Genomic DNA, 21,659 nt, shown 5'->3' on the forward strand with positions numbered 1-21,659 from the left:
TTGATTAACTCCTAAACGTTTGGGTCACGCTTTAACTGCGCCAATACACTGAACGGGTTGGACCGCGTTACCTCGTCCTCGCTCGGCTCGGCCTCGTCATCGAGACCCTCCGGCTGCTGGCATTCTTCCGGATGATGAGCAGGCACAATGGGCAAGGCGAGCAAAAGCTCCTCCTCGATCAGTGCATGCAGATCCAATGGATCTTCGCCCAGTTCCAGCACGTCATAACCTTTCGGCAACGACTGGGTATTCGCACCCTCTTTCACCACAGCATAACTGCATTCGCTGTGGATCGGCAGGGTGACCAGCTCAAGACAACGCTGGCAAACCATTTTGACTTCGGTGTCGATAAAGCTGTGGATTACCACAGACTTACGTTCATCTCGTTCAAAAACGAATTTAGCCTGCACCGTACCGACAGTGTCGGAAAGCGGGTCGCAGAGTCTCTCCAAATCGGCCAGCAGCACTTCACCTTGAAGGGTGGTGCCACGATCAGCCAATTTGCGCGGGTCAACGTGAGGTGGAATCGGGTCATTCAACATAGGCGCAGCATTATAGGGATGCACCCAGCCATGTCAAAGGAAATTCAGCCCTGTGCGTCAGCCGGTCGCGTCGCTAGAATCGGTGACTGCCTTGAGGAGACGTATATGCTGCCTTTATTACTCGCGTCCAGCTCGGTTTATCGCCGGGAATTACTGAGCCGCCTGCACCTGCCTTTCACCTGCAGCTCGCCGGATATCGACGAAAGCCACCGCCCGGACGAATCCGCCATCGAACTGGTAAAGCGCCTGGCCGAAGAAAAAGCCCGCGCCCTCGCCGCCAGCCATCCTGGCCATTTAATCATTGGCTCTGACCAGGTCGCTGCACTGGAAGGCCGGATCATCGGCAAGCCTCACACCTTTGAAAACGCCCGCGAACAGTTGTTGGTGGCCAGTGGCAAGCGTGTGAGCTTTCTTACCGGGCTGGCACTGCTCAACAGCAACACAGGGCATTGCCAGGTCGACTGCGTGCCTTTCACGGTAACCATGCGCGAGCTGGATGCAGAGCGTATTGAGCGCTACCTGCGGATCGAGCAGCCCTATGACTGCGCGGGCAGCTTCAAGGCCGAGGGGCTGGGCGTGAGCCTGTTCCAAAGCACCGAAGGGCAGGATGCGACCAGCCTTGTCGGGCTGCCGCTGATTCGGCTGGTGGATATGCTGCTCGCTGAAGGCGTGCAAATCCCTTAAATACACCACCGGCCAAATGTGGGAGGGAGAAAGCCCCCCTCCCACCTTTTGATCTACAGCAGGCTCGGGGTATCAGCGTAGCGTCGGGCCTTGGAAGCCCATGTACAGCGCAAGCTTCTCAGCCACGCTGGCGCCGAGCTTTTTGGAGAAGCGATCAAACGGCGATTCCTCGACCGTAAAATCCACCAACTCCTTCTCGCCAACCACATCCCGCGCCACCGAGCTGGCACTACCCAATCCGTCAATCAAGCCCAGCGGCAATGCCTGCTCGCCCGACCACACCAACCCGGAGAACAACTCCGGATGATCCTTATCCTTCAACCGGTCACCACGGCCCTGCTTGACGCTGGCAATGAACTGGCGATGAGTGGTATCGAGCACGCTCTGCCAAAACGCGGTTTCATCCGCCTTTTGCGGCTGGAAAGGATCCAGGAACGCCTTGTGCTCACCCGAGGTGTAGGTGCGACGCTCCACCCCCAGCTTCTCCATGGTGCCGACAAAACCGTAACCGGCCGCCGTCACACCAATGGAGCCCACCAGGCTGGCCTTATCGGCATAGATCTGGTCAGCGGCACTGGCGATGTAATAAGCCCCCGAGGCGCCCAGGTCGGAAATTACCGCGTAGAGCTTGGTATCCGGATGGAGTGCGCGCAGCCGGCGAATCTCGTCATACACATAGCCCGACTGCACAGGGCTGCCGCCAGGACTGTTGATACGCAGGATCACGCCCTTGACCTTGGGGTCTTCGAAGGCGGCGCGCAGGCTGGTGACGATATTGTCGGCACTCGCGGGCTCCTTGTCGGCAATCACACCGCGCACCTCAATCAGGGCGGTGTAGTGACTACCGCGGGTAGCGCTTTTTTCCATATCCATCAGCGGACTGAACAGCGCCAGTATCCCAAGCAGGTAAACAAAGGTCAGCAGCTTGAAAAAAATCCCCCAGCGCCGCGAACGACGCTGTTCCTGGACACTGGCCAGGAGGGTCTTCTCCAGCAGCTTCCAGCTTTTATCATCACTGCTTTCGGCCTTTTCGGGCGCTTTCCACTCGTCACTCATGCCATCAACCCCAGCAAAGACTTATCGGGCCCGGCTGAGCCAGGCCTGCAATTCAGAAAAATGATCAATCGTGAGCCTCGGCTCGTATTGCTGCAACGCCTCGGCAGCCTGGGCGCCATAGCTGACCGCCACGCTGTCCATGCCAGCATTGCGCGCCATCATCAGGTCGAAAGACGCATCACCCACCATCAATGCCTGGCGCGGCGATACACCGCAATGATCCAGGATCTGCTCCAGCATCAGAGGATGGGGCTTGCTGGCGGTTTCATCAGCCGCACGGGTAATGTCGAAATAGTCTTCCCAGCCATGCGCCTTGAGCACCCGATCCAGCCCGCGACGGGCTTTTCCGGTGGCGACCGCCAGCTGAAAGCCCTCGGCACGCAAAGCCTCCAGCGACTGCACCACACCGTCGAACAGCGGCGAAGGCTCGGCCTCCAGCGCAATGTAGTGATCGGCATAGTGCTCGCGGAACGCTATCAGCTCGTCGTCGGCAATTTGCGGGTAAAGCGTGCGGATTGCTTCAGGCAAGCCCAGGCCAATGATGCCCTTGACCGCGATGTCGCTGCACAACTCAAAACCCGAGCGAGTCGAAGCCATATGCATCGACTCGACAATCCGACCAATGGAATCGCACAGCGTCCCATCCCAATCGAAGATCAGCAGTTTGTAGTCAAGGTGCGACACTCAAACGCTCCACGGTCTTGGCCCACATCTCGTCGACCGGCGCCTGCAATTTCAGCTCGCCACCATCGGGCAGCGGCACAGTGAGCATGTAGGCGTGCAGGAACAGACGCTTACCGCCCAGATCGCGGATCTCCTTGGAGAAACCCTCATCACCGTACTTGGTGTCACCGGCAATGCAGTGCCCCGCGTGCAGGGTGTGCACGCGTATCTGGTGAGTACGACCAGTGACGGGTTTGGCTTCGACCATGGTGGCGAAGTCGCCGAAGCGGCGCAGTACCTTGAACAGGGTCAGGGCTTCTTTGCCCTCCTCGTCCACCTCGACCATACGCTCACCGGAACGCAGGTTGCTCTTTTGCAGCGGTGCACGAACGCTCTTGATCGAGCTGGCCCAATTGCCACGCACCAGCGCCATGTAGCGCTTGTCCACACCGTCGCCACGCAGGGCGGTGTGCAGGTGGCGCAACATGCTGCGCTTCTTGGCGATCATCAACAGGCCGGAGGTGTCACGGTCCAGGCGATGGACCAGCTCCAGCTCCTTGGCATCCGGGCGCAACTGGCGAAAGGCTTCGATCACGCCGAAGTTCAGGCCACTGCCGCCGTGAACTGCGATGCCGCACGGCTTGTTGATCACGATCAGTTTGTTGTCTTCGAAGACAATCGAGGCTTCCAGGCGCTGCAACAGCCCCTGGGCCAGGGGCACAGGCTCGTCGCGCTCAGGCACGCGCACGGGCGGCACACGGACGATATCGCCCGCCTGCAACTTGTACTCAGGCTTGATCCGCCCCTTGTTCACGCGCACTTCGCCTTTACGCAAAATGCGGTAAATCAAGGTCTTGGGCACGCCTTTGAGCCGGGCCAGGAGAAAATTGTCGATGCGTTGGCCGGCATATTCCGGCGAGACCTCAAGCAGCTGGACGCTGGGGGTCGGGGGGGTGGTAGTCGTCATGGCCGCGATGATAACAATTTTTTATGGAATTGAAGCACTTAATCATTGCTGCTATAGTCGCGAACGCCGCCAAAAGCGGCCTGGGCAGAGGACATGCGGCAAATTGCCGGCCCTGACCATCGCAATTCATCAGGACGCGAGGCCGTCCTACGGGGCTTCGGCCACCTTGGAAGGCTCGGGATTGTAACAAGCGCAGGTGACATGAGGCCTGAAGCGAGTGCAAAAAGCAGAGTGAATACTCGCGTTTTGCGCCGATATTTACGGCCAGTTCACAAAGTGCAGTCAGTCTTGAGCCAGACCATGGCAGATGCTTCGGAAACAACGCCTGTTAAGAGCTGAGTGAGAGCGCAGTCGCCCACACCTAGTCTTGTTTAGCCATGAGCGTGGACTCCCCATTGGAGCCCACGGTAAATGCCAACCCGCTGCGGATTCTGCGCGCGGCAGCACCCGAATTATCAGGGATACGTGTAGGGTGGAGATGCACAACCGTCGGACTGTGTAGCACTAGGCTTGTTTCAGACGCTTCATCTCGTCCACAGTCGCCGGTTGATTCCTCCTCCTGACCTTAGCTTTTGTTGAAGTGGTGCCTTTGTCACCACCGCTAACGAGCAGGACGCGTCCGTCGCGATACCGGCCCAATTGGCAGGTTTTGCTGGACACTGGAGTGGCCAACCACTCTTGACGCACCTGACACCGACCGTGAGAAGTCGTGTGTGCCGAACGCCGTTTCCGGCAGCCCGGAAACCGACGGTACAACATGAAAAGAATGCTGATTAACGCGACTCAACCCGAAGAGTTGCGTGTTGCACTGGTAGATGGCCAACGCCTCTACGACCTGGACATCGAATCCGGTGCACGCGAGCAAAAGAAGGCCAACATCTATAAAGGCCGTATTACTCGCATCGAACCAAGCCTTGAGGCTGCCTTTGTCGATTTCGGCTCCGAGCGCCACGGCTTCCTGCCCCTCAAAGAAATCTCCCGCGAATACTTCAAGAAAGCCCCCGAAGGCCGCGTGAACATCAAGGACGTCCTGAGCGAAGGCCAGGAAGTCATCGTCCAGGTCGAGAAAGAAGAACGTGGCAACAAGGGCGCCGCCCTGACCACCTTTATCAGCCTCGCTGGCCGTTACCTGGTCCTGATGCCGAACAACCCGCGTGCCGGCGGTATTTCCCGTCGCATCGAAGGCGAAGAGCGCAACGAACTGCGCGAAGCGCTGAACGGCCTGATCGCACCGGCCGACATGGGCCTGATCGTTCGCACTGCAGGCCTGGGCCGCAGCAGCGAAGAAATGCAGTGGGACCTCGACTACCTGCTGCAACTGTGGACCGCTATCAAGGAAGCGTCCCTGGATCGTTCCGCGCCATTCCTGATCTACCAGGAAAGCAACGTGATCATCCGCGCCATCCGCGACTACCTGCGCCAGGACATCGGCGAAGTGCTGATCGACAGCGTTGAAGCCCAGGACGAAGCCCTGACCTTCATCCGCCAGGTGATGCCGCAGTACGCCAGCAAGATCAAGCTGTACGAAGACAGCGTTCCGCTGTTCAACCGTTTCCAGATCGAAAGCCAGATCGAGACCGCCTTCCAGCGCGTGGTCGAACTGCCTTCCGGCGGCTCCATCGTCATCGACCCGACCGAAGCCCTGGTGTCCATCGACATCAACTCGGCGCGCGCCACCAAAGGCAGCGACATCGAAGAAACCGCCCTGCAGACCAACCTGGAAGCGGCTGAAGAAATCGCCCGCCAGCTGCGCCTGCGTGACATCGGCGGCCTGATCGTGATCGACTTCATCGACATGACCCCTGCCAAGAACCAGCGCGCCGTGGAAGAGAAAGTCCGCGAGTGCCTGGAAGCCGACCGTGCCCGCGTACAAGTGGGCCGTATCTCGCGCTTCGGCCTGCTGGAAATGTCCCGTCAGCGCCTGCGCCCGTCCCTGGGTGAGAGCAGCGGTATCGTGTGCCCGCGTTGCAACGGCACCGGCATCATCCGTGACGTTGAATCGCTGTCCCTGGCAATCCTGCGCCTGATCGAAGAAGAAGCCCTGAAAGACCGCACCGCCGAAGTTCGCGCACAAGTGCCGATTCCGGTTGCCGCCTTCCTGCTCAACGAAAAACGCAACTCGATCACCAAGATCGAACTGCGCACCCGTGCTCGTATCGTCATCCTGCCGAACGATCACCTCGAGACGCCGCACTTCGAAGTACAGCGCCTGCGTGATGACAGCCCGGAAGCCCATAGCGGGCAGTCCAGCTATGAAATCGCTGCTGCCGCGGCCGAAGTGGAAGAAGTTCAGCCAGCGGCCGCGACCCGCACCCTGGTTCGCCAGGAAGCCGCCGTCAAGACTGCACCGGCACGTGCCAACGCACCGGTCCCGACCGAAGCCGCCGCACCGGTTGCCGCACCGGCCGCCCTGCCTGAGCCAAGCCTGTTCAAGGGCCTGGTGAAGTCGCTGGTCAGCCTGTTCGCCACCAAGGAAGAGCCTGCCGCCCCGGTTGTGGTTGAAAAGCCTGCCACCGAGCGCCCGGCGCGCAACGAAGAGCGTCGCAACGGCCGCCAGCAGAGCCGCAACCGCAACGGCCGCCGTGACGAAGAACGCAAGCCACGCGAAGAACGTGCACCGCGTGAAGAACGCGCCCCCCGTGAAGAGCGCGCTCCTCGCGAAGCCCGTGAAGAAGCCCCGGCCGTAGCCCGTGAAGAACGTGCACCGCGTGAAGAGCGCGCACCACGTACCCCGCGTGCTCCGCGCGAAGATCGCAAGCCGCGTGGCGAGCGTGAAGAGCGTGTGCGTGAACTGCGCGAGCCGCTGGATGCGGCACCTGCCGTCGCTGCTGCCACTGCCGCAACCACCGAAGAACGCCCGGCGCGCCAGCCGCGTGAAGAGCGTGCCCCACGTGAAGAGCGCCAGCCGCGCCCGCCGCGTGAAGAGCGTCAACCACGCGCCGAGCAAGCCGCTGCCGCCAGCGAAGAAGAAGTACTGACCGGCGAAGAGCAACTGCAGGAAGACGGCCAGGACAACGCCGAAGGCGATCGTCCACGCCGCCGCTCCCGTGGCCAGCGTCGTCGCAGCAACCGTCGTGAGCGTCAGCGTGACGCCAACGGCAACGTGATCGAAGGCGCGGAAGAAGCCGGCGAAAACGCAGAAGCGGCCAGCAACGAACCAACGGGCGCCGAACTGGCTGCCGGCTTGGCCGTTACCGCTGCCGTCGCCAGCTCGGTCATCAGCGCACCTGCGCAAGCCCAGGCTCACGAGCAAGCCGAGCGTGCTACCGCCGCTGTCGAAGAAACTGCTGCCGTAGAAACACCCGTTGTCCAGACCCCAGTGGTTGAAGCGCCGGTTGTGGAAGCGCCAGTTGTTGAAGCCACGACCCCTATCGAAGCCCCAGTGGTTGCGCAAGTGGAAGTTGCTCCGGTTCGCGACGCACAGCCAGAAACCGAAGTGGTTGCTGTTGAGCCCGCACCGGTTATCGAGCCTGCGCCAGTGGTTGAAGTGGCTGTAGAAACACCGGTTGCCGAAGAAGCCGCCCCGGTTGTGCGTGAAGTTCGCGAAGAACAGACCGCCTTCCAGTGGACCGCTGAGCCAGCTGCCCCGGTTGAAGCGCCAACGCCTGCCCCTGCGGTAGAAGAAGCGCCGACGCCGGTTGCTGAAGTCGTCGCCGAGCCAGCCCCAGTGGTTGAGCCGACGCCGGTTGTGGAGCCCGCACCCGTGGTTGAAGTTGAAGCCCCAGTGGTTGAAGCTGCACCTGCCAGCGCCCTTACCGAAAATGGCCGTGCGCCGAACGACCCGCGTGAAGTGCGTCGTCGTCGCAAGGAAGCCGAAGCAGCTGCCGCAGCGGCTGCCCAGGCGGTAGAGCACAAGGCCGTGGAAGAAGAGCCTAAACCCCTCGTCTGATTCCATCCGCCACTAAAAAGCCCCGCCTGAGCAATCAGGCGGGGCTTTTTTATGGCTACTTGGAATGCCAGCTCCCACACTTAACCTGCAGTAAAACTCAACCGTTGCGGCACATCGACATCCCAAAGCACACCAGGATCATCTACCTGCACCTCTCGCACCTGTGTTTGTGCAAACAACGGCTTGGCCCCACGATCCCCACTCAGAGCCATCAGCGCCGGCCCAAACGTGTGATCGAAAGCCACCGGGTGCCCATACTGCCCGGCAGATACCGGCACAGTGATGCCCTCCACGCTGGCAATAACCCGCTCGATACTCGATGACTGGATAAACGGCATATCCCCCAACACCACCAGCCACCCATCCGCTGCACCGCTGGCCTTGACCGCGGCCGCAATGCTGTCGCCCATCCCGCTCGAGTCCAGCAGTACAACCTGACAGCCATAAGCCTCTGCCAGGCGGATAACCTCCCCGCGCCCCGGCGACGTCACCAGCCAGCGCGTTACAACACGCTCAGGCAAGTTGCGCAGCACCTGCTCGATGACCGGCCGGATAACGCCATCCAGCCCCACGCAAGCAGCCAGTAACTTGTCTTGATCCGCCCCGGCTTCGGCGCGAAAGCGACTGCCCTGCCCCGCTGCCAGCACAATCGCTGTAACGGTCACTGCGCCGCTACCGCCAGGGGCTTTTTCTGCATCGGTGCCACGCCGTTCTTGATCGCGACAATTTCCGCCATCAACGACAGGGCAATCTCCGCCGGTGTATGGCTGCCGATATGCAAACCAATCGGCCCGTGCAAGCGCGCAATCGCATCCGCCGACAAGCCCAGCGCCGCCAGGTTCTCCCGGCGCTTCTGGGTATTGACCCGCGAACCCAGGGCGCCGATGTAGAACGCAGCGGAGTTCAGCGCCGTCAGCAGCGCCATATCATCCAAACGCGGATCATGGGTCAGGCAAACGATGGCCGTGCGCTCATCGGTGTGGATGTTCAACACCGCCTCGTCGGGCATACCAGGTACAAAGCGGCCATGTTGCTCTTCCCAGCCGTAGACGAACTCTTCGCGGGGGTCGCAGATCAGCACTTCGAAATCCAGCAAGCGCGCCATTTCGGCGACGTAGCGCGACAGTTGCCCGGCGCCGATCAGTAGCAGCCGCCAGCGCGGGCCGTAAATGGCGCGCAGGCGTTCGCCGTCGAAGCTCACCACATCAGTCTTGCTCGCAGCGCTCAGGGTTACCGCGCCCGTGGCCAGGTTCAATTCACGTGCGACGACCTGGTGGTCTTCACAGCGCGCCAACAGTTGCTCGACCCAGGCCCAATCATCCACCCGCTCTTCGGTCAGGCGCAGCGTGCCGCCACACGGCAAGCCAAAACGTGCCGCTTCGTCGCGGGTGACGCCGTAGGTCACCAGCTGCACTGGTGGTCCGTCGTCCGCCAGCCGCCCGTCCTGCAGGCGTGCGATCAAGTCATCTTCGATGCAGCCTCCGGACACAGAACCAATGACCACACCGTCGCCACGCAAGGCCAGCATCGCCCCCGGAGGGCGCGGCGCGCTGCCCCAGGTCTGTACCACGCTGTACAGCACCACGCGCTGCCCGGCGCGGCGCCATTCCAGGACGCTACGCAGGACATTCAAATCCACACTGTCCATCAAACCTTCCTGCCAGCGTTGAAAAATCGTTGTTTACTGTAAAGCAAAATAATCAAAAAGTGGCCGCGCACAAACGCAAACGCCCCGAACCAGTCGGGGCGTTTGCCAATTGCCTAAGCGTCAGATCACGCCATCAGCGGCTTACTTGACCACAGGAGCAGGGCCTTCGGCCACACCCAGGTCATCGAGCTCGCGAGTTTCGGAGATACCGGTACCACCGGATGCCAGCTCGCTTTGCAGCTTGTCGGTGTCCAGCTCCTTGACCCACTTGGCCACAACGATGGTGGCTACGGCGTTACCCACCAGGTTGGTCAGGGCACGGGCTTCGGACATGAAGCGGTCGATACCCAGGATCAGCGCCAGGCCGGCAACCGGCAGGTGGCCGACAGCCGACAGGGTGGCAGCCAGGACAATAAAGCCCGAGCCAGTCACACCTGCAGCGCCTTTGGAGGACAGCAGCAGCACCAGCAGCAGGGTGATCTGGTGGGTGATGTCCATGTGGGTGTCGGTCGCCTGAGCGATGAACACGGCAGCCATGGTCAGGTAGATCGACGTACCGTCGAGGTTGAAGGAGTAACCGGTTGGGATCACCAGGCCGACGACGGACTTCTTCGCACCCAGGCGCTCCATCTTGATCAGCATACGCGGCAGTGCGGATTCGGAAGACGAAGTACCCAGTACGATCAGCAGTTCTTCACGGATGTAGCGAATCAGCTTCAACACGCTGAAACCGTGAGCGCGGCAGATTGCGCCCAGCACCAGCACGACGAACAGGATGCAGGTGATGTAGAAGCAGATCATCAGCTGGCCCAGTTGCACCAGCGAACCCACACCGTAGGCACCGATGGTGAACGCCATGGCGCCCAGGGCACCGATTGGCGCGAGCTTCATGATCATGTTGATGATGTTGAACATCACGTGGGCGAAGCGATCGATGAAGTCCAGCACCGGCTTGCCGTAGGCACCCAGGCGGTGCAGGGCGAAACCGAAGATCACCGAGAACATCAGCACTTGCAGGATGTCGCCGTTGGCAAAGGCGCCGACGATGGTGTTCGGGATGACGTTGAGGATAAAGCCGACAATGCTCTGGTCTTTACCGGCGGTGACGTAGGCCGCCACTTTGGAAGCGTCCAGGGTGGCGACGTCGATGTGCATGCCGGCGCCCGGCTGCACAACGTTGACCACGACCAGGCCGATCAGCAAGGCGATGGTGGACACGATTTCGAAGTACAGCAGTGCGTAGCCACCGGTTTTGCCGACCGATTTCATGCTTTGCATGCCAGCGATACCGCTGACAACGGTGCAGAAGATGATGGGGGCGATGACCATTTTGATCAGCTTGATAAAGCCGTCACCCAGTGGTTTGAGGGCCACGCCGGTCTGCGGGTAGAAGTGGCCGAGCAAAATACCGATAACGATTGCAACGATCACCTGGAAATACAGGGATTTGTAGATTGGCTGACGAGTCGTCATTGCAAAGTTCCTCAATCGTCCCGTGTGGCAAATATCCGCCATTGCCCACGACACTTGAATTGCGAACCCTCCTGCACTGGAGGGATTTGTTGTTTGCGAAGCCTGTAGGAGAGAGCCTGCGCTGCAATCCCTATCGCAAACAGCGTGCCACTTTGCTTAAACACCCTGAAGGCCCTTCAACATCGGGGCTTGGCGTTTATTGACGCGCTTGAGCCGTGGAACAAGGTGGCGGATTTCCGCCCGCCCGCCCCGTCTCGTCCTACAATTTGGCGGATATCCGCCTTGCCGTCGCGCCGGGGTCTGACTACCATCCGCCACTCCATGGATGAGGCCCTTTCATGCGTGAACGTACCATCGCCAGTCACTACGCCCGAGCCGCCCTCGGCGGTGCGCGTCGTGTGGGTTACGACTACTCAGGGCTGTTGCAGCAGGTGGGCATCAGCCCCGAACTGCTGACCGAGCCCCGCGCCCGTATCGCTCCGGAGCAATTTACGCGGTTGCTGCAAATGCTCTGGCTGGGGCTGGATGACGAATACCTGGGGTTCGCCGAAGGCCCGAGCAAGCGTGGCACCTTCGCCATGATGTGCCACGCCCTGATCCACTGCCGCACGCTGGAAAAGGCTCTGGAACGCGGCTTATTGTTTTATAGCCTATTCCCACAGGGCCCGCGCTGGCAGCTGACGAAAGAAGGCGATATGGCGCGGCTGAGCCTGGATGACTCGCAGCTATGGGACCCGGATCACTTCCTCAGTGAATGCCTGCTGGTGATCTGGCATCGCCTGGGCAGTTGGCTGATCGGCCAGCGAATCCGGCTGCAACAGGCCACCTTCAGTTACCCGATGCCGGACCATGCTGGCGAGTACGACCTGCTGTTCCCCTGCCCCTTGGTGTTCGGTGCGCCGACCAGCAGCCTGGTGTTTCCCAGCCGCTACCTGAGCCTGCCGTTGTTGCAGGATGAACGCACTCTCAAGCATTTTTTGCAGCGCTCCCCTGCCGACTTGCTGTCGCGGCCGGATGAAGGCGACAGCCTGAGCAGCCAGTTGCGCCGCTTGCTCAGCCGCGACCGCACGCCCTGGCCGGACCTGGAAGCCGTCGCCCAGCATTTGCACATCAGCCCGCAAACCCTGCGCCGGCATCTGCGCGAAGAAGGCACGAGCTTTCAGGCGTTGAAGGATGAGTTACGCCGGGATATCGCCATTTACCACCTGGGACGGGCGGATTTGTCTTTGCAGGAAATTGCCGAACAGTTGGGGTTCTCCGAACCGTCGGCGTTTCATCGGGCGTTCAAGAAATGGACGGGGTTGACGCCGGGGGCCTACAGGGCGCAGGAGAGTTAAAGGTATAGCGCCTGGGAGGGCCTCTTCGCAGGCAAGCCAGCTCCCACAGTTGATCGGGTTTACAAAATCTGATGTGTGAATACATTCAGAGGCCAGTGCAGATCACAAGGCCGGAAAATGAATCCTGAACGCAGCCCCCCCTAACGCTGAATCCCCCAACGTCAAACGCGCGTGATAGCTTTCGATGATGTCCTTGACCACCGCCAACCCGATGCCCTGCCCCGGGTGCTGGCGGTCCAGACGTTCGCCCCTTTGCAGGATCCGGGCGCGCTGGTCCGGTGGCACGCCTGGGCCATCATCTTCGATACACAGCTCAAGGCCGTCCAGGTTTTCCACCAAGCTGATTCGCACTTGCTTGAGGCACAGGCGATAGGCGTTTTCCAGCAGGTTGCCGAGCATTTCGAGCAGCGCGCCTTTCTCGATGGGCACGTCGCACTCAGGTGGCAGATCAAAGGTGACGGTGACACGCTTGTCGCGGTAAACCTTCTCCAACGTATCGCACAGGCTTTGCAGCACGGGCTCCAGACGTACCTGGTGACGCACCAGCCCGCTTTTACGCAGACTCGCACGCTGCAATTGGTAGCCGATCTGCTGGCTCATGCGCTCAATCTGCGATTGCAATACCCACGCCTGGCTGCGCTCTTCGGGACGCTGGGCCATGTCTTCGCTCACCCCCTGCAAGACCGCCAGCGGGGTTTTCAAACTGTGGGCCAAGTCATCAAGGGAGTCACGGTAGCGCGTACGCTGTTCCCGCTCGCTGTGCAGCAAACGGTTGAGCGAGCCGGTCAGGCGCAACAGTTCGCGGGGGTGTTCTTCACTGAGGCTTTCGCGGGTACCGCCTTCGATCTGGTCAAGTTCCTGACTCAGGCGCCGCAAGGCTTGCAGGCCCCAGGTCAGGCCCAGCCACAGCAGCGTCAACAGCACCAGCAGGGCCGCGCCGAATCCAAGGTAAAGGTTCTCGCGCAAGCCTTCGAGGGTCAACTGGTACTCACGCACCGGTTGCAGGGCGACGATACTGAAGGCGGCGCTCTTGCCCCCCAGCAACCGGACCTCGACGTCATACACGAAGAATTCCTGGCCATTGGCCTCGCGGATGCGCGCAAACTCATTACCGCGCCCGTCGTAACGCGGTTTGTAGTTGATGTTTTCTTCCTGGGTCGCCCGCGAACGCCACACCAGATGGCCTTCGCGGTCGTAGATATAGCCGAGCAGGCGGCTGTCGGTAAGGTTGAAACGTTCGTCAGGCAACTGCGCCGGCATCAGCAGGCGGTTATTTTCCACCCGCGCCGCAGAAATCAGGGTGGTCACATCCGACGCCAGACGCTGCTCGATGGAATCCTGCAGGGCCAGGCTGAAGGCGCCTTGCATGGCCGGCAACAGGCCGAGCATAAACAGCACGGCCAGGGTGGCGGCCGCCAGCATCAGGCGCACACGTAGCGAGCGAATCAACGGCAGCGCTCATTGAACAGGTAACCCAAGCCGCGCACGGTATCGATCGGCTTGAACCCGGCGGGGCCTTCCAGCTTGCGGCGCAGGCGACCGACCAGCACTTCGATCACGTTCGGATCGCGCTCGTCATCATCAGGGTAGAGCTGCTCCATCAAGCGATCCTTGGCCACCACCTGTTGATGATGACGCATCAAGTACTCAAGGATCCGATATTCGTAGGCGGTCAACGCCAGCGGCTGTTCATCCAGGGAGGCCTGCTTGCGGTTGAGGTCCAGCAGCAACGGCCCGGCGATGATAGTGGACTGGGTAAAGCCGCTGGAGCGGCGCAGCAAGGCATTCATGCGCGCCTCCAGCTCTTCGAACTGGAAGGGTTTGACCACGTAGTCGTCGGCACCGGCCGCCAGGCCTTCGACCTTGTCCTGCCAGTTGCCGCGAGCGGTCAGGATCAGGATCGGGAAAGTCTTGGCCTGGGTACGCAATTGGCGGATCAGGTCCAGGCCGCCCATGCCGGGCAGGCCAAGGTCGATGATCGCCAGGTCATGGTTGAACTGGCCGGTCTGGTACAGGGCTTCCTCGGCATTGGCCACGGCTTCGACCACATGCCCACTGTCGGTCAGGCGGGTAAACAGGTGATGACGCAGCAGCGCCTCATCTTCCACCACCAGCAATTTCATAAGGCTCTCCAAGGCAATTCAACTGTCCGACAGAGGGATATCATAGCGGCCCTGCACGTCTTGCGGGCGCAGTTTAATGCCATTGTACTGGCCCGTCAGGTGCGTGTAGCCGCTGCGATAGTCGGGTTGCGCAGCGGTAACGCCCAGGGCCTGACCCCACGGCGCGGCCTGGGTGCCGACGTCTTCGAAGCTGACACGATGGATCAGGTTGCCGGATTTCCTGGTTTTTTCGCCGCCAAAGGCCGCAAAGGCGCCATCGCTGGCCTGCACGCCCGCGGTGGCACCGAGCATGGTTAACGCCAACATCAGCTTCTTGATCGCAGTCATGGTCATTACCTCATACGCGTTTGGGCTGTGAGGTCCAGACTACGCAGGCGCCCCTGAACTCCCCCTGAACAGGCTCTTGACTACACCTGAACCGCGCCGGACTATCCACTGGCGCGCCAACTCGGCAAAATACCGCGCATGACGCCCCTACCCTCTTGCTGCACCCCGCTCGATGCCCGTTGGCCGCTACCTGTCGCCTTACCTGGCACGGTGTTTTTGAGCACCCGATTCGATCCGGCCTTATTGGACGCGGGCGATTTCCAACGCAGCGCTGTGCCGCCGCCGGCGAGCATTCAGCGCTCGGTTGCCAAGCGTCAGGCGGAGTTTCTCGCAGGGCGCCTGTGCGCCCGCGAAGCACTGCAACGCCTGGATAACCTCAACTGCATTCCAGCCATCGGTGAAGACCGCGCGCCTGTCTGGCCAGGGCATATCAGTGGTTCCATCACCCACAGCACCGGGCACGCCGCAGCGATTGTCGGGCATAAGGCGCAATGGCGCGGGCTGGGCATGGACCTGGAGAATGTGCTGACTCTGGAGCGGGCGGAGCGCCTGGCCGGGGAAATTCTGACAGCCAACGAGCTGCAGCGTATGGCGACCATACCGCGTGAGCTGCATGGGTTGCTGGTGACGCTGACGTTTTCGATCAAGGAGAGTCTGTTCAAGGCGCTCTACCCCATCGTGCAAAAGCGCTTTTACTTTGAACATGCCGAGCTGTTGGAGTGGTCACAGGCGGGCCATGTGCGGCTGCGGTTGCTCACGGATCTTTCTGAAGAATGGGGTGATGGCAAAGAGTTGGAGGGGCAGTTTGGGGTGGAAGGGGAGCAGTTGTTGAGCCTGGTGGCCATCGGCGCTAGGTAGACTTGGTCCCGATAGCGGTGTCAGGGTTTGTCTTGATCCCTTGGCCAACTCAGGCTGAAGCATGCCCCGCCCAGGTTGTTGCTCTTGCTGATCAACGCCCGCCCGCCGTGCCAATAGATGATCCGCCGCACAATCGACAGGCCAAGGCCATGGCCCCCCGAGGCGCGGGTACGGCTGTCGTCCAGGCGCAGGAACGGCGTGAAAATTCGCTCCCAGGCACTCTCCGGCACGCCGGGGCCATCGTCTTCCACATCAATACGGCAGCGCAGCTGGCCGACCTGATAACTGATCAGCACCTGGCCCTTGGCGTGGCGCATGGCGTTACTGACAAGGTTTTGCAGGGCGCGGTGCAGGTAACGCGGCTCAGCGTCGACCCAGGCGTCCTCCCAGTGGGCCGATGACAGGCAGACACCGCGAGTCACGGTGACCTGCGGGCGCAGTGGCGACAATTCGCCAATGACTTGGTCAAGCAGTGCATCGAGGTCCACTCGCTGGAAATTCAACTCCGGCGCGCCCTGCTCCAGGCGCGCATAGGTGAGCATTTCATCCACCAGGCCATCGAGGTCCTGGATATCGCCGTCCATGCCTTCCAGGTATTTACGCCGCGCCTCGGGAGTGGCGGCGTCACCAATCATCTCCAGGCCAAAACGCAGGCGCGCTACCGGCGTGCGCAGCTCATGGGACACCGCACGCACCAGTTCGCGCTGAATCGCCAGCAATTGCTGCAAGTGCTCGGCCATGCCATTGAACGCTGCCGCCAGGCGCCCTACCGAATCGGCGCCCCGGGCCGGCACGCGCACCTCCAGGTTGCCCTTGGCGATCCGCGTTGCTGCCGCCTCCAGGCCTTTGAGCCGGCGCTCCAGCTGGCGCACCAGCAGATAAACGATCAAGCCGATCAGGGTCAGGCCGATCAAGGTGATCAGAATCAGCCACTGTGCCGGATAGGGGTTCATTTGATAGAGCGGGCCGATTTCCAGCACCCACGGCGTACCGACCATGCCGGCAAATACGCGGATCGAATCGCCACCCTTGCCCAGAGCCATCACCGTATCGCCTTCCGCCACGCGACGGCGCTGGTCGTCGTCCATATCGGCCTGGTCGAGGGCCATCAAGTGCATCTCAAAACCAAAGCCCTTGGCCTGCTTGATGTCGGCCAGGCGTTGTGGCTGCTCAGCCACCGGAAAACGCACCAGTTCGTCGGCCAGCAGGTAGATAGTTGCACGGGCCAATTGCTCGCTGATCTGCTGCACTTCACCGGTGAGCACCAGCTGTTCCTGCTCGCTGACCAATCGCAGTACCCGCGCCGCATGAGGGCCGGTCTGTTCCACCAGCACCTGGCCGCGTTGCAAGCGGTTGCGCTGGCCCAGGTCCAGTTGCGCCTCTGTAAACGTGCGCAGCTCCAGCGGAATGCCCAGCAAACGCTCCCATACCGCCAAGGCACGCAGCCGTTCGATGGCGTTCATGGCTTGCAGGTTATCGCCCATCAAGGCAAAGGTGCCGTGGGCCAGGCTTTCGCGGTATTGGCCGCTGCGCACATCGTTGAGCAGATGCAACGCCAGGGCGCCGAGCAACGCCACCAGGATCAGCGCCGCGCACATGCCGCCGTAGATGCGCAGGAAGATCGAATTCACAGCGGCATGTCGGCAGCGGCTTCGGGGACGAATAGGTAGCCTTTGCTGCGGATGGTCTTGATCAGGCGCGGGTGGATCGGGTCGTCGCCGATTTTCGGCCGAATGCGCGAGATGCGCACATCAATGGAGCGGTCCTGGCCGTCGTAGCCAATGCCGCGCAGGGCAATGAAGATTTCTTCCCGGGACAGGATGCGCCCGGCATTTGCGACCAATAGCCACAGCAGGTCGAATTCGGCGCTGGTCAGTTCGATCCCGCCATCGTGCAGCCAGGCTTCGCGCAGCGCGTTGTCCACCACCAGCGGGCCGAACTGCAGGCGGCGCTGGTTTTCCCCCGCCGCCGGTAACGCCGGCTCGCTGCGCCGCAATAGCGCCTGGATACGCGCCAGCAACAGGCGCGGGCGCACGGGCTTGCACACATAGTCGTCAGCGCCCATGTCCAGGCCCTGCACCTGGTCCATGTCGTCGGTACGCGCGGTAAGCATCAGGATCACGCCCTCATAGCGCTCGCGAACTTTGCGACAGATGCTCAGGCCATCTTCGCCGGGCAGCATCAGGTCGAGGATCACCAGGTCCGGCTGCTCGGCGATGATGCGCGCCGCAGCCTGGGCGCCATCGCTTTCCACCGACACGCGCAGGCCGTTGCTTTCCAGGTACTCACGGGTCAACTCGGCGAGTCGCTCGTCGTCCTCGATGATCAGTATCTGCCAGGCATCTTGCTCCACGCGCCACCTCATTATTATTAGAAATTCTTTGGCTCACGCGGCCTCCACCGCCCATACCCTGTTTGTCATGTTTTAAGGGCATAACAAAGCCCGATTGTAGCCATGCCCCAACCCTTAAATACAAGCCAGGAATTCCATTCGGTGATGGCGTTTTTTTGTGATAGGGTTCGCGCCCTCAAAATTCCAACCAACGGTTTGCACCTCGGAATATTCGGTGACAAACGGTGTGATCCAGTAGTAATGCGGCCTACACGGGTGTTCCACGATTCATACACATTTTACTCACAGCGTTATCCACAGGTAGTGCGTTGCTAACCCCCCAAAAACGCATTATCTTGTACCTCGGCGCTAAAAAAACCCTACATGTAGGGTTTTAAGCGAAAAAACCAAACACAAGTCAGACCAGAAACTCAAGCGCTTTCTTGCTCACGTTTGGTTGAACCAAAGCATTTTTTCAAAGCCCAAACCGCGCACGCGGATGGCAGCCGTTTTCAAGCCCGCTTGGCTGAAGACGGTACGGGTGTTGCAGGGCTTGAACCAGGCCACTGTCACCCAGCAGGAATACGGCGAAGGGCTCCCGGCCCCAAGCCAAAGACTTCGGCATGGAAGCGGCGCGATGAGCTCCCTTCCTCCTGTCCCGAAGTTGTTATGCCAGGCCCTGGCCTGCTGTAAGTGCTTCAGGACGGAACGGTGGGCACCTTGATGGTGCCCAAATAAATATAGAATGTGGAGACAACCCCCCATGCAAACCGACACAACTCGCGAGAACCCGCAAGGCTCCGTGCCCCAGGCCGCTGATTCGAATCTGGATCTGTCCGCCACCGCACCTGGCCAACTGCGCGTGATCAAGCGTAACGGCACTGTCGTTCCTTATACCGATGACAAAATCACCGTCGCCATCACCAAAGCGTTTCTTGCAGTTGAAGGCGGCACCGCTGCTGCCTCGTCGCGCATCCACGACACCGTTGCCCGCCTGACCGAACAGGTCACCGCGACCTTCAAGCGTCGCATGCCTTCGGGCGGCACCATCCACATCGAAGAAATCCAGGACCAGGTTGAACTGGCCCTGATGCGTGCCGGCGAGCAAAAAGTGGCCCGCGACTACGTGATCTACCGCGATTCGCGCGCCAAGGAACGTGCCGTACGCTCCCCGGCCGAAGAAGCTGCCGTACAAGCGCACCCGTCGATCCGCATCACCCTGGCTGACGGCAGCTTTGCCCCGTTGGACCTGGGCCGCCTGAACACAATCATCACCGAGGCCTGCGAAGGTCTGGAAGAAGTCGACGGTGACCTGATCCAGCGCGAAACCCTGAAGAACCTGTACGACGGCGTGGCCCTGACCGACGTCAACACCGCGCTGGTGATGACCGCCCGTACCCTGGTTGAACGCGAGCCGAACTACTCGTTCGTGACCGCGCGCCTGTTGATGGACACCCTGCGTGCCGAAGGCCTGGGCTTCCTGAAAGTCGCCGACAGCGCCACTCACCACGAGATGGCTGACCTGTACGCCAAAGCCCTGCCGGCCTATATCGCCAAGGGTATCGAGTTCGAATTGCTGAACCCGATCCTGGCCACCTTCGACCTGGAAAAACTCGGCAAGGCGATCAACCACGAGCGCGACCAGCAGTTCACCTACCTGGGCCTGCAAACCCTGTACGACCGTTACTTCATCCACAAGGACGGTATCCGCTTCGAACTGCCGCAAGTGTTCTTCATGCGCGTGGCCATGGGCCTGGCGATTGAAGAGAAGAACAAAGAAGACCGTGCGATCGAGTTCTACAACCTGCTGTCGTCCTTCGACTACATGTCGTCGACCCCGACCCTGTTCAACGCCGGCACCCTGCGTCCTCAGCTGTCGAGCTGCTACCTGACCACCGTGCCGGATGACCTGTCGGGCATCTACCACGCGATCCACGACAACGCCATGCTGTCCAAATTCGCCGGCGGCCTGGGTAACGACTGGACCCCGGTGCGCGCACTGGGTTCTTACATCAAGGGCACCAACGGCAAGTCCCAGGGCGTTGTACCGTTCCTGAAAGTGGTGAACGACACCGCCGTCGCCGTTAACCAGGGTGGCAAGCGCAAAGGCGCTGTGTGTGCCTACCTGGAAACCTGGCACATGGACATTGAAGAGTTCATCGAGCTGCGCAAGAACACCGGTGATGACCGTCGTCGTACCCACGACATGAACACCGCCAACTGGATCCCTGACCTGTTCATGAAGCGCGTCTTCGATGACGGCAAGTGGACCCTGTTCTCGCCATCCGAAGTGCCGGACCTGCACGACCTGACCGGCAAGGCCTTCGAAGAGCGCTACGAGTACTACGAAGCCCTCACCGAGTACCCAGGCAAGGTCAAGCTGTTCAAGACCATCCAGGCCAAAGACCTGTGGCGCAAAATGCTGTCCATGCTGTTCGAAACCGGCCACCCTTGGTTGACCTTCAAGGACCCATGCAACCTGCGCAGCCCGCAGCAGCACGTGGGCGTGGTCCACAGCTCGAACCTGTGCACCGAGATCACCTTGAACACCAACAAGGACGAGATCGCCGTTTGCAACCTGGGCTCGATCAACCTGCCGAACCATATCGTCAACGGCAAGCTGGACACCGCCAAGCTGGAACGCACCGTCAACACCGCAGTACGCATGCTCGATAACGTGATCGACATCAACTACTACTCGGTGCCACAGGCGCAGAACTCCAACTTCAAGCACCGTCCAGTGGGCCTGGGTATCATGGGCTTCCAGGACGCGCTGTACCTGCAGCACATTCCTTACGGTTCGGATGCTGCGGTCGAGTTCGCCGACAAATCCATGGAAGCGGTGAGCTACTATGCGATCCAGGCGTCCTGCGACCTGGCCGACGAGCGCGGCGCCTACGAGACGTTCCAGGGTTCGCTGTGGTCCAAGGGCATCCTGCCGCTGGATTCGCAACAGATCCTGATCGAAGCCCGTGGCCAGAAGTACATCGACGTTGATCTGAACGAAACCCTGGACTGGGCGCCGGTTCGTGCCCGCGTGCAAAAAGGTATTCGTAACTCCAACATCATGGCCATCGCACCGACCGCCACCATCGCCAACATCACTGGCGTGTCGCAGTCGATCGAACCGACCTACCAGAACCTGTATGTGAAATCGAACCTGTCGGGCGAATTCACCGTGATCAACCCATACCTGGTTCGCGACCTGAAAGCCCGCGGCCTGTGGGACTCGGTCATGATCAACGACCTGAAGTACTACGACGGTTCCGTGCAGCAGATCGAACGCATCCCGCAAGAACTCAAAGAGCTCTACGCGACCGCCTTCGAAGTGGATACCAAGTGGATCGTTGACGCCGCCAGCCGCCGTCAGAAGTGGATCGACCAGGCTCAGTCGTTGAACCTCTACATCGCCGGCGCTTCGGGCAAGAAGCTGGATGTGACCTACCGCATGGCCTGGTACCGTGGCCTGAAAACCACTTACTACCTCCGTGCCCTGGCCGCGACCAGCACCGAGAAGTCGACCATCAACACCGGTAAGTTGAACGCTGTTTCCAGCGGCAACCATGGTGATGATTCGGTTCTCGCAGCTCCTGCCGGTCCGGCACCTGTGCCAAAGGCCTGCGCGATTGACGAGCCGGATTGCGAAGCTTGCCAATAAGCTGAACCTGCCGAGGGTTTAACCACTTAAGGCAGAAAAGCCCCCGATACACCTAGGGTGTATCGGGGGCTTTTTCTTGGGCGGGCATAAAGCCCTTGTTGC

General features: G+C 60.7%; 17 protein-coding genes. 5 read left to right on the top strand and 12 right to left on the bottom strand.

The window, feature by feature from the left end:
* Positions 1-11: 11 nt before the first annotated feature.
* Complete coding sequence (locus tag E4O97_RS19890) at positions 12-542, bottom strand: YceD family protein (RefSeq protein ID WP_005790551.1); 531 nt, start codon at positions 540-542, stop codon at positions 12-14.
* Between the two features lie 105 nt (positions 543-647).
* Between E4O97_RS19890 and E4O97_RS19895 the strand changes: the two genes are divergently transcribed.
* Positions 648-1,226 (top strand): nucleoside triphosphate pyrophosphatase, encoded by a 579-nt coding sequence (locus E4O97_RS19895; RefSeq protein WP_248162025.1) that lies wholly within the window; start codon positions 648-650, stop codon positions 1,224-1,226.
* A gap of 72 nt (positions 1,227-1,298) precedes the next feature.
* Here the strand turns inward: E4O97_RS19895 and E4O97_RS19900 are convergent, their stop codons facing one another.
* The 3 genes from E4O97_RS19900 to rluC are packed head-to-tail and all read right to left on the bottom strand — an operon-like array spanning position 1,299 to position 3,912.
* Positions 1,299-2,282, bottom strand: coding sequence for a S49 family peptidase (locus tag E4O97_RS19900; protein ID WP_248162026.1), 984 nt, complete (start codon positions 2,280-2,282; stop codon positions 1,299-1,301).
* A 21-nt stretch (positions 2,283-2,303) separates the two neighbouring features.
* On the bottom strand, positions 2,304-2,966 hold the full coding sequence (locus tag E4O97_RS19905) for an HAD-IA family hydrolase (protein ID WP_078822096.1): 663 nt from the start codon (positions 2,964-2,966) through the stop codon (positions 2,304-2,306).
* Positions 2,953-3,912: a 23S rRNA pseudouridine(955/2504/2580) synthase RluC gene (gene rluC, locus E4O97_RS19910; protein WP_005790558.1), complete on the bottom strand. Its 960-nt coding sequence runs from the start codon at positions 3,910-3,912 to the stop codon at positions 2,953-2,955. Before rluC ends, E4O97_RS19905 begins: the two co-directional genes overlap by 14 nt.
* Before the next feature lie 766 nt (positions 3,913-4,678).
* On the opposite strand from rluC, the gene rne reads away from it, so the two are divergent.
* A complete protein-coding gene (rne, locus tag E4O97_RS19915) occupies positions 4,679-7,801 on the top strand; it encodes a ribonuclease E (RefSeq protein ID WP_216091987.1) in 3,123 nt (1,040 codons plus the stop codon).
* Between the two features lie 80 nt (positions 7,802-7,881).
* On the opposite strand, the gene E4O97_RS19920 is transcribed toward rne, so the two are convergent.
* The 3 genes from E4O97_RS19920 to E4O97_RS19930 all read right to left on the bottom strand — a co-directional run bounded on the left by E4O97_RS19920 (position 7,882) and on the right by E4O97_RS19930 (position 10,922).
* On the bottom strand, positions 7,882-8,466 hold the full coding sequence (locus E4O97_RS19920; protein ID WP_032879853.1) for a nucleotidyltransferase family protein: 585 nt from the start codon (positions 8,464-8,466) through the stop codon (positions 7,882-7,884).
* Positions 8,463-9,449: an XdhC family protein gene (locus E4O97_RS19925; protein WP_078822099.1), complete on the bottom strand. Its 987-nt coding sequence runs from the start codon at positions 9,447-9,449 to the stop codon at positions 8,463-8,465. Before E4O97_RS19925 ends, E4O97_RS19920 begins: the two co-directional genes overlap by 4 nt.
* Positions 9,450-9,590: 141 nt before the next feature.
* Positions 9,591-10,922, bottom strand: a complete 1,332-nt coding sequence (locus tag E4O97_RS19930) for a dicarboxylate/amino acid:cation symporter (RefSeq protein ID WP_003189258.1) — start codon at positions 10,920-10,922, stop codon at positions 9,591-9,593.
* Positions 10,923-11,260: 338 nt separating this feature from the next.
* Between E4O97_RS19930 and E4O97_RS19935 the strand changes: the two genes are divergently transcribed.
* On the top strand, positions 11,261-12,259 hold the full coding sequence (locus tag E4O97_RS19935; RefSeq protein WP_032879850.1) for an AraC family transcriptional regulator: 999 nt from the start codon (positions 11,261-11,263) through the stop codon (positions 12,257-12,259).
* Between the two features lie 102 nt (positions 12,260-12,361).
* On the opposite strand, the gene E4O97_RS19940 is transcribed toward E4O97_RS19935, so the two are convergent.
* Genes E4O97_RS19940 through E4O97_RS19950 form a run of 3 tightly spaced genes read right to left on the bottom strand, consistent with a single transcriptional unit; the run spans position 12,362 to position 14,709 of the window.
* A complete protein-coding gene (locus E4O97_RS19940; protein WP_005790567.1) occupies positions 12,362-13,708 on the bottom strand; it encodes an ATP-binding protein in 1,347 nt (448 codons plus the stop codon).
* On the bottom strand, positions 13,705-14,382 hold the full coding sequence (locus E4O97_RS19945) for a response regulator (protein WP_005790569.1): 678 nt from the start codon (positions 14,380-14,382) through the stop codon (positions 13,705-13,707). The genes E4O97_RS19940 and E4O97_RS19945 overlap by 4 nt, the downstream gene beginning before the upstream one ends.
* An 18-nt stretch (positions 14,383-14,400) precedes the next feature.
* Positions 14,401-14,709, bottom strand: coding sequence for a hypothetical protein (locus E4O97_RS19950; protein WP_005790571.1), 309 nt, complete (start codon positions 14,707-14,709; stop codon positions 14,401-14,403).
* Between the two features lie 138 nt (positions 14,710-14,847).
* On the opposite strand from E4O97_RS19950, the gene E4O97_RS19955 reads away from it, so the two are divergent.
* Positions 14,848-15,567 carry a 4'-phosphopantetheinyl transferase superfamily protein gene (locus E4O97_RS19955; RefSeq protein ID WP_078822101.1) on the top strand — a complete coding sequence of 240 codons (720 nt, stop codon included), beginning with the start codon at positions 14,848-14,850 and terminating at the stop codon, positions 15,565-15,567.
* A gap of 20 nt (positions 15,568-15,587) precedes the next feature.
* Here the strand turns inward: E4O97_RS19955 and E4O97_RS19960 are convergent, their stop codons facing one another.
* Positions 15,588-17,198 (bottom strand): ATP-binding protein, encoded by a 1,611-nt coding sequence (locus E4O97_RS19960; protein WP_032879845.1) that lies wholly within the window; start codon positions 17,196-17,198, stop codon positions 15,588-15,590.
* Positions 17,195-17,920 carry a response regulator gene (locus tag E4O97_RS19965; protein ID WP_032879844.1) on the bottom strand — a complete coding sequence of 242 codons (726 nt, stop codon included), beginning with the start codon at positions 17,918-17,920 and terminating at the stop codon, positions 17,195-17,197. Before E4O97_RS19965 ends, E4O97_RS19960 begins: the two co-directional genes overlap by 4 nt.
* Before the next feature lie 742 nt (positions 17,921-18,662).
* Between E4O97_RS19965 and E4O97_RS19970 the strand changes: the two genes are divergently transcribed.
* Complete coding sequence (locus E4O97_RS19970; protein WP_032879843.1) at positions 18,663-21,557, top strand: ribonucleoside-diphosphate reductase subunit alpha; 2,895 nt, start codon at positions 18,663-18,665, stop codon at positions 21,555-21,557.
* Positions 21,558-21,659: the final 102 nt, after the last annotated feature.

Source organism: Pseudomonas sp. W15Feb34, from assembly GCF_023127765.1.
GTDB lineage: Bacteria > Pseudomonadota > Gammaproteobacteria > Pseudomonadales > Pseudomonadaceae > Aquipseudomonas > Aquipseudomonas synxantha_A.

Bases quoted from the DNA above. Each gene is read 5' to 3' on its own strand.
- E4O97_RS19890 (WP_005790551.1), bottom strand. From the start codon at position 542: ATGTTGAATGACCCGATTCCACCTCACGTTGACCCGCGCAAATTGGCT.
- E4O97_RS19895 (WP_248162025.1), top strand. From the start codon at position 648: ATGCTGCCTTTATTACTCGCGTCCAGCTCGGTTTATCGCCGGGAATTA.
- E4O97_RS19900 (WP_248162026.1), bottom strand. From the start codon at position 2,282: ATGAGTGACGAGTGGAAAGCGCCCGAAAAGGCCGAAAGCAGTGATGAT.
- rluC (WP_005790558.1), bottom strand. From the start codon at position 3,912: ATGACGACTACCACCCCCCCGACCCCCAGCGTCCAGCTGCTTGAGGTC.
- rne (WP_216091987.1), top strand. From the start codon at position 4,679: ATGCTGATTAACGCGACTCAACCCGAAGAGTTGCGTGTTGCACTGGTA.
- E4O97_RS19925 (WP_078822099.1), bottom strand. From the start codon at position 9,449: ATGGACAGTGTGGATTTGAATGTCCTGCGTAGCGTCCTGGAATGGCGC.
- E4O97_RS19930 (WP_003189258.1), bottom strand. From the start codon at position 10,922: ATGACGACTCGTCAGCCAATCTACAAATCCCTGTATTTCCAGGTGATC.
- E4O97_RS19935 (WP_032879850.1), top strand. From the start codon at position 11,261: ATGCGTGAACGTACCATCGCCAGTCACTACGCCCGAGCCGCCCTCGGC.
- E4O97_RS19945 (WP_005790569.1), bottom strand. From the start codon at position 14,382: ATGAAATTGCTGGTGGTGGAAGATGAGGCGCTGCTGCGTCATCACCTG.
- E4O97_RS19950 (WP_005790571.1), bottom strand. From the start codon at position 14,709: ATGACTGCGATCAAGAAGCTGATGTTGGCGTTAACCATGCTCGGTGCC.
- E4O97_RS19955 (WP_078822101.1), top strand. From the start codon at position 14,848: ATGACGCCCCTACCCTCTTGCTGCACCCCGCTCGATGCCCGTTGGCCG.
- E4O97_RS19970 (WP_032879843.1), top strand. From the start codon at position 18,663: ATGCAAACCGACACAACTCGCGAGAACCCGCAAGGCTCCGTGCCCCAG.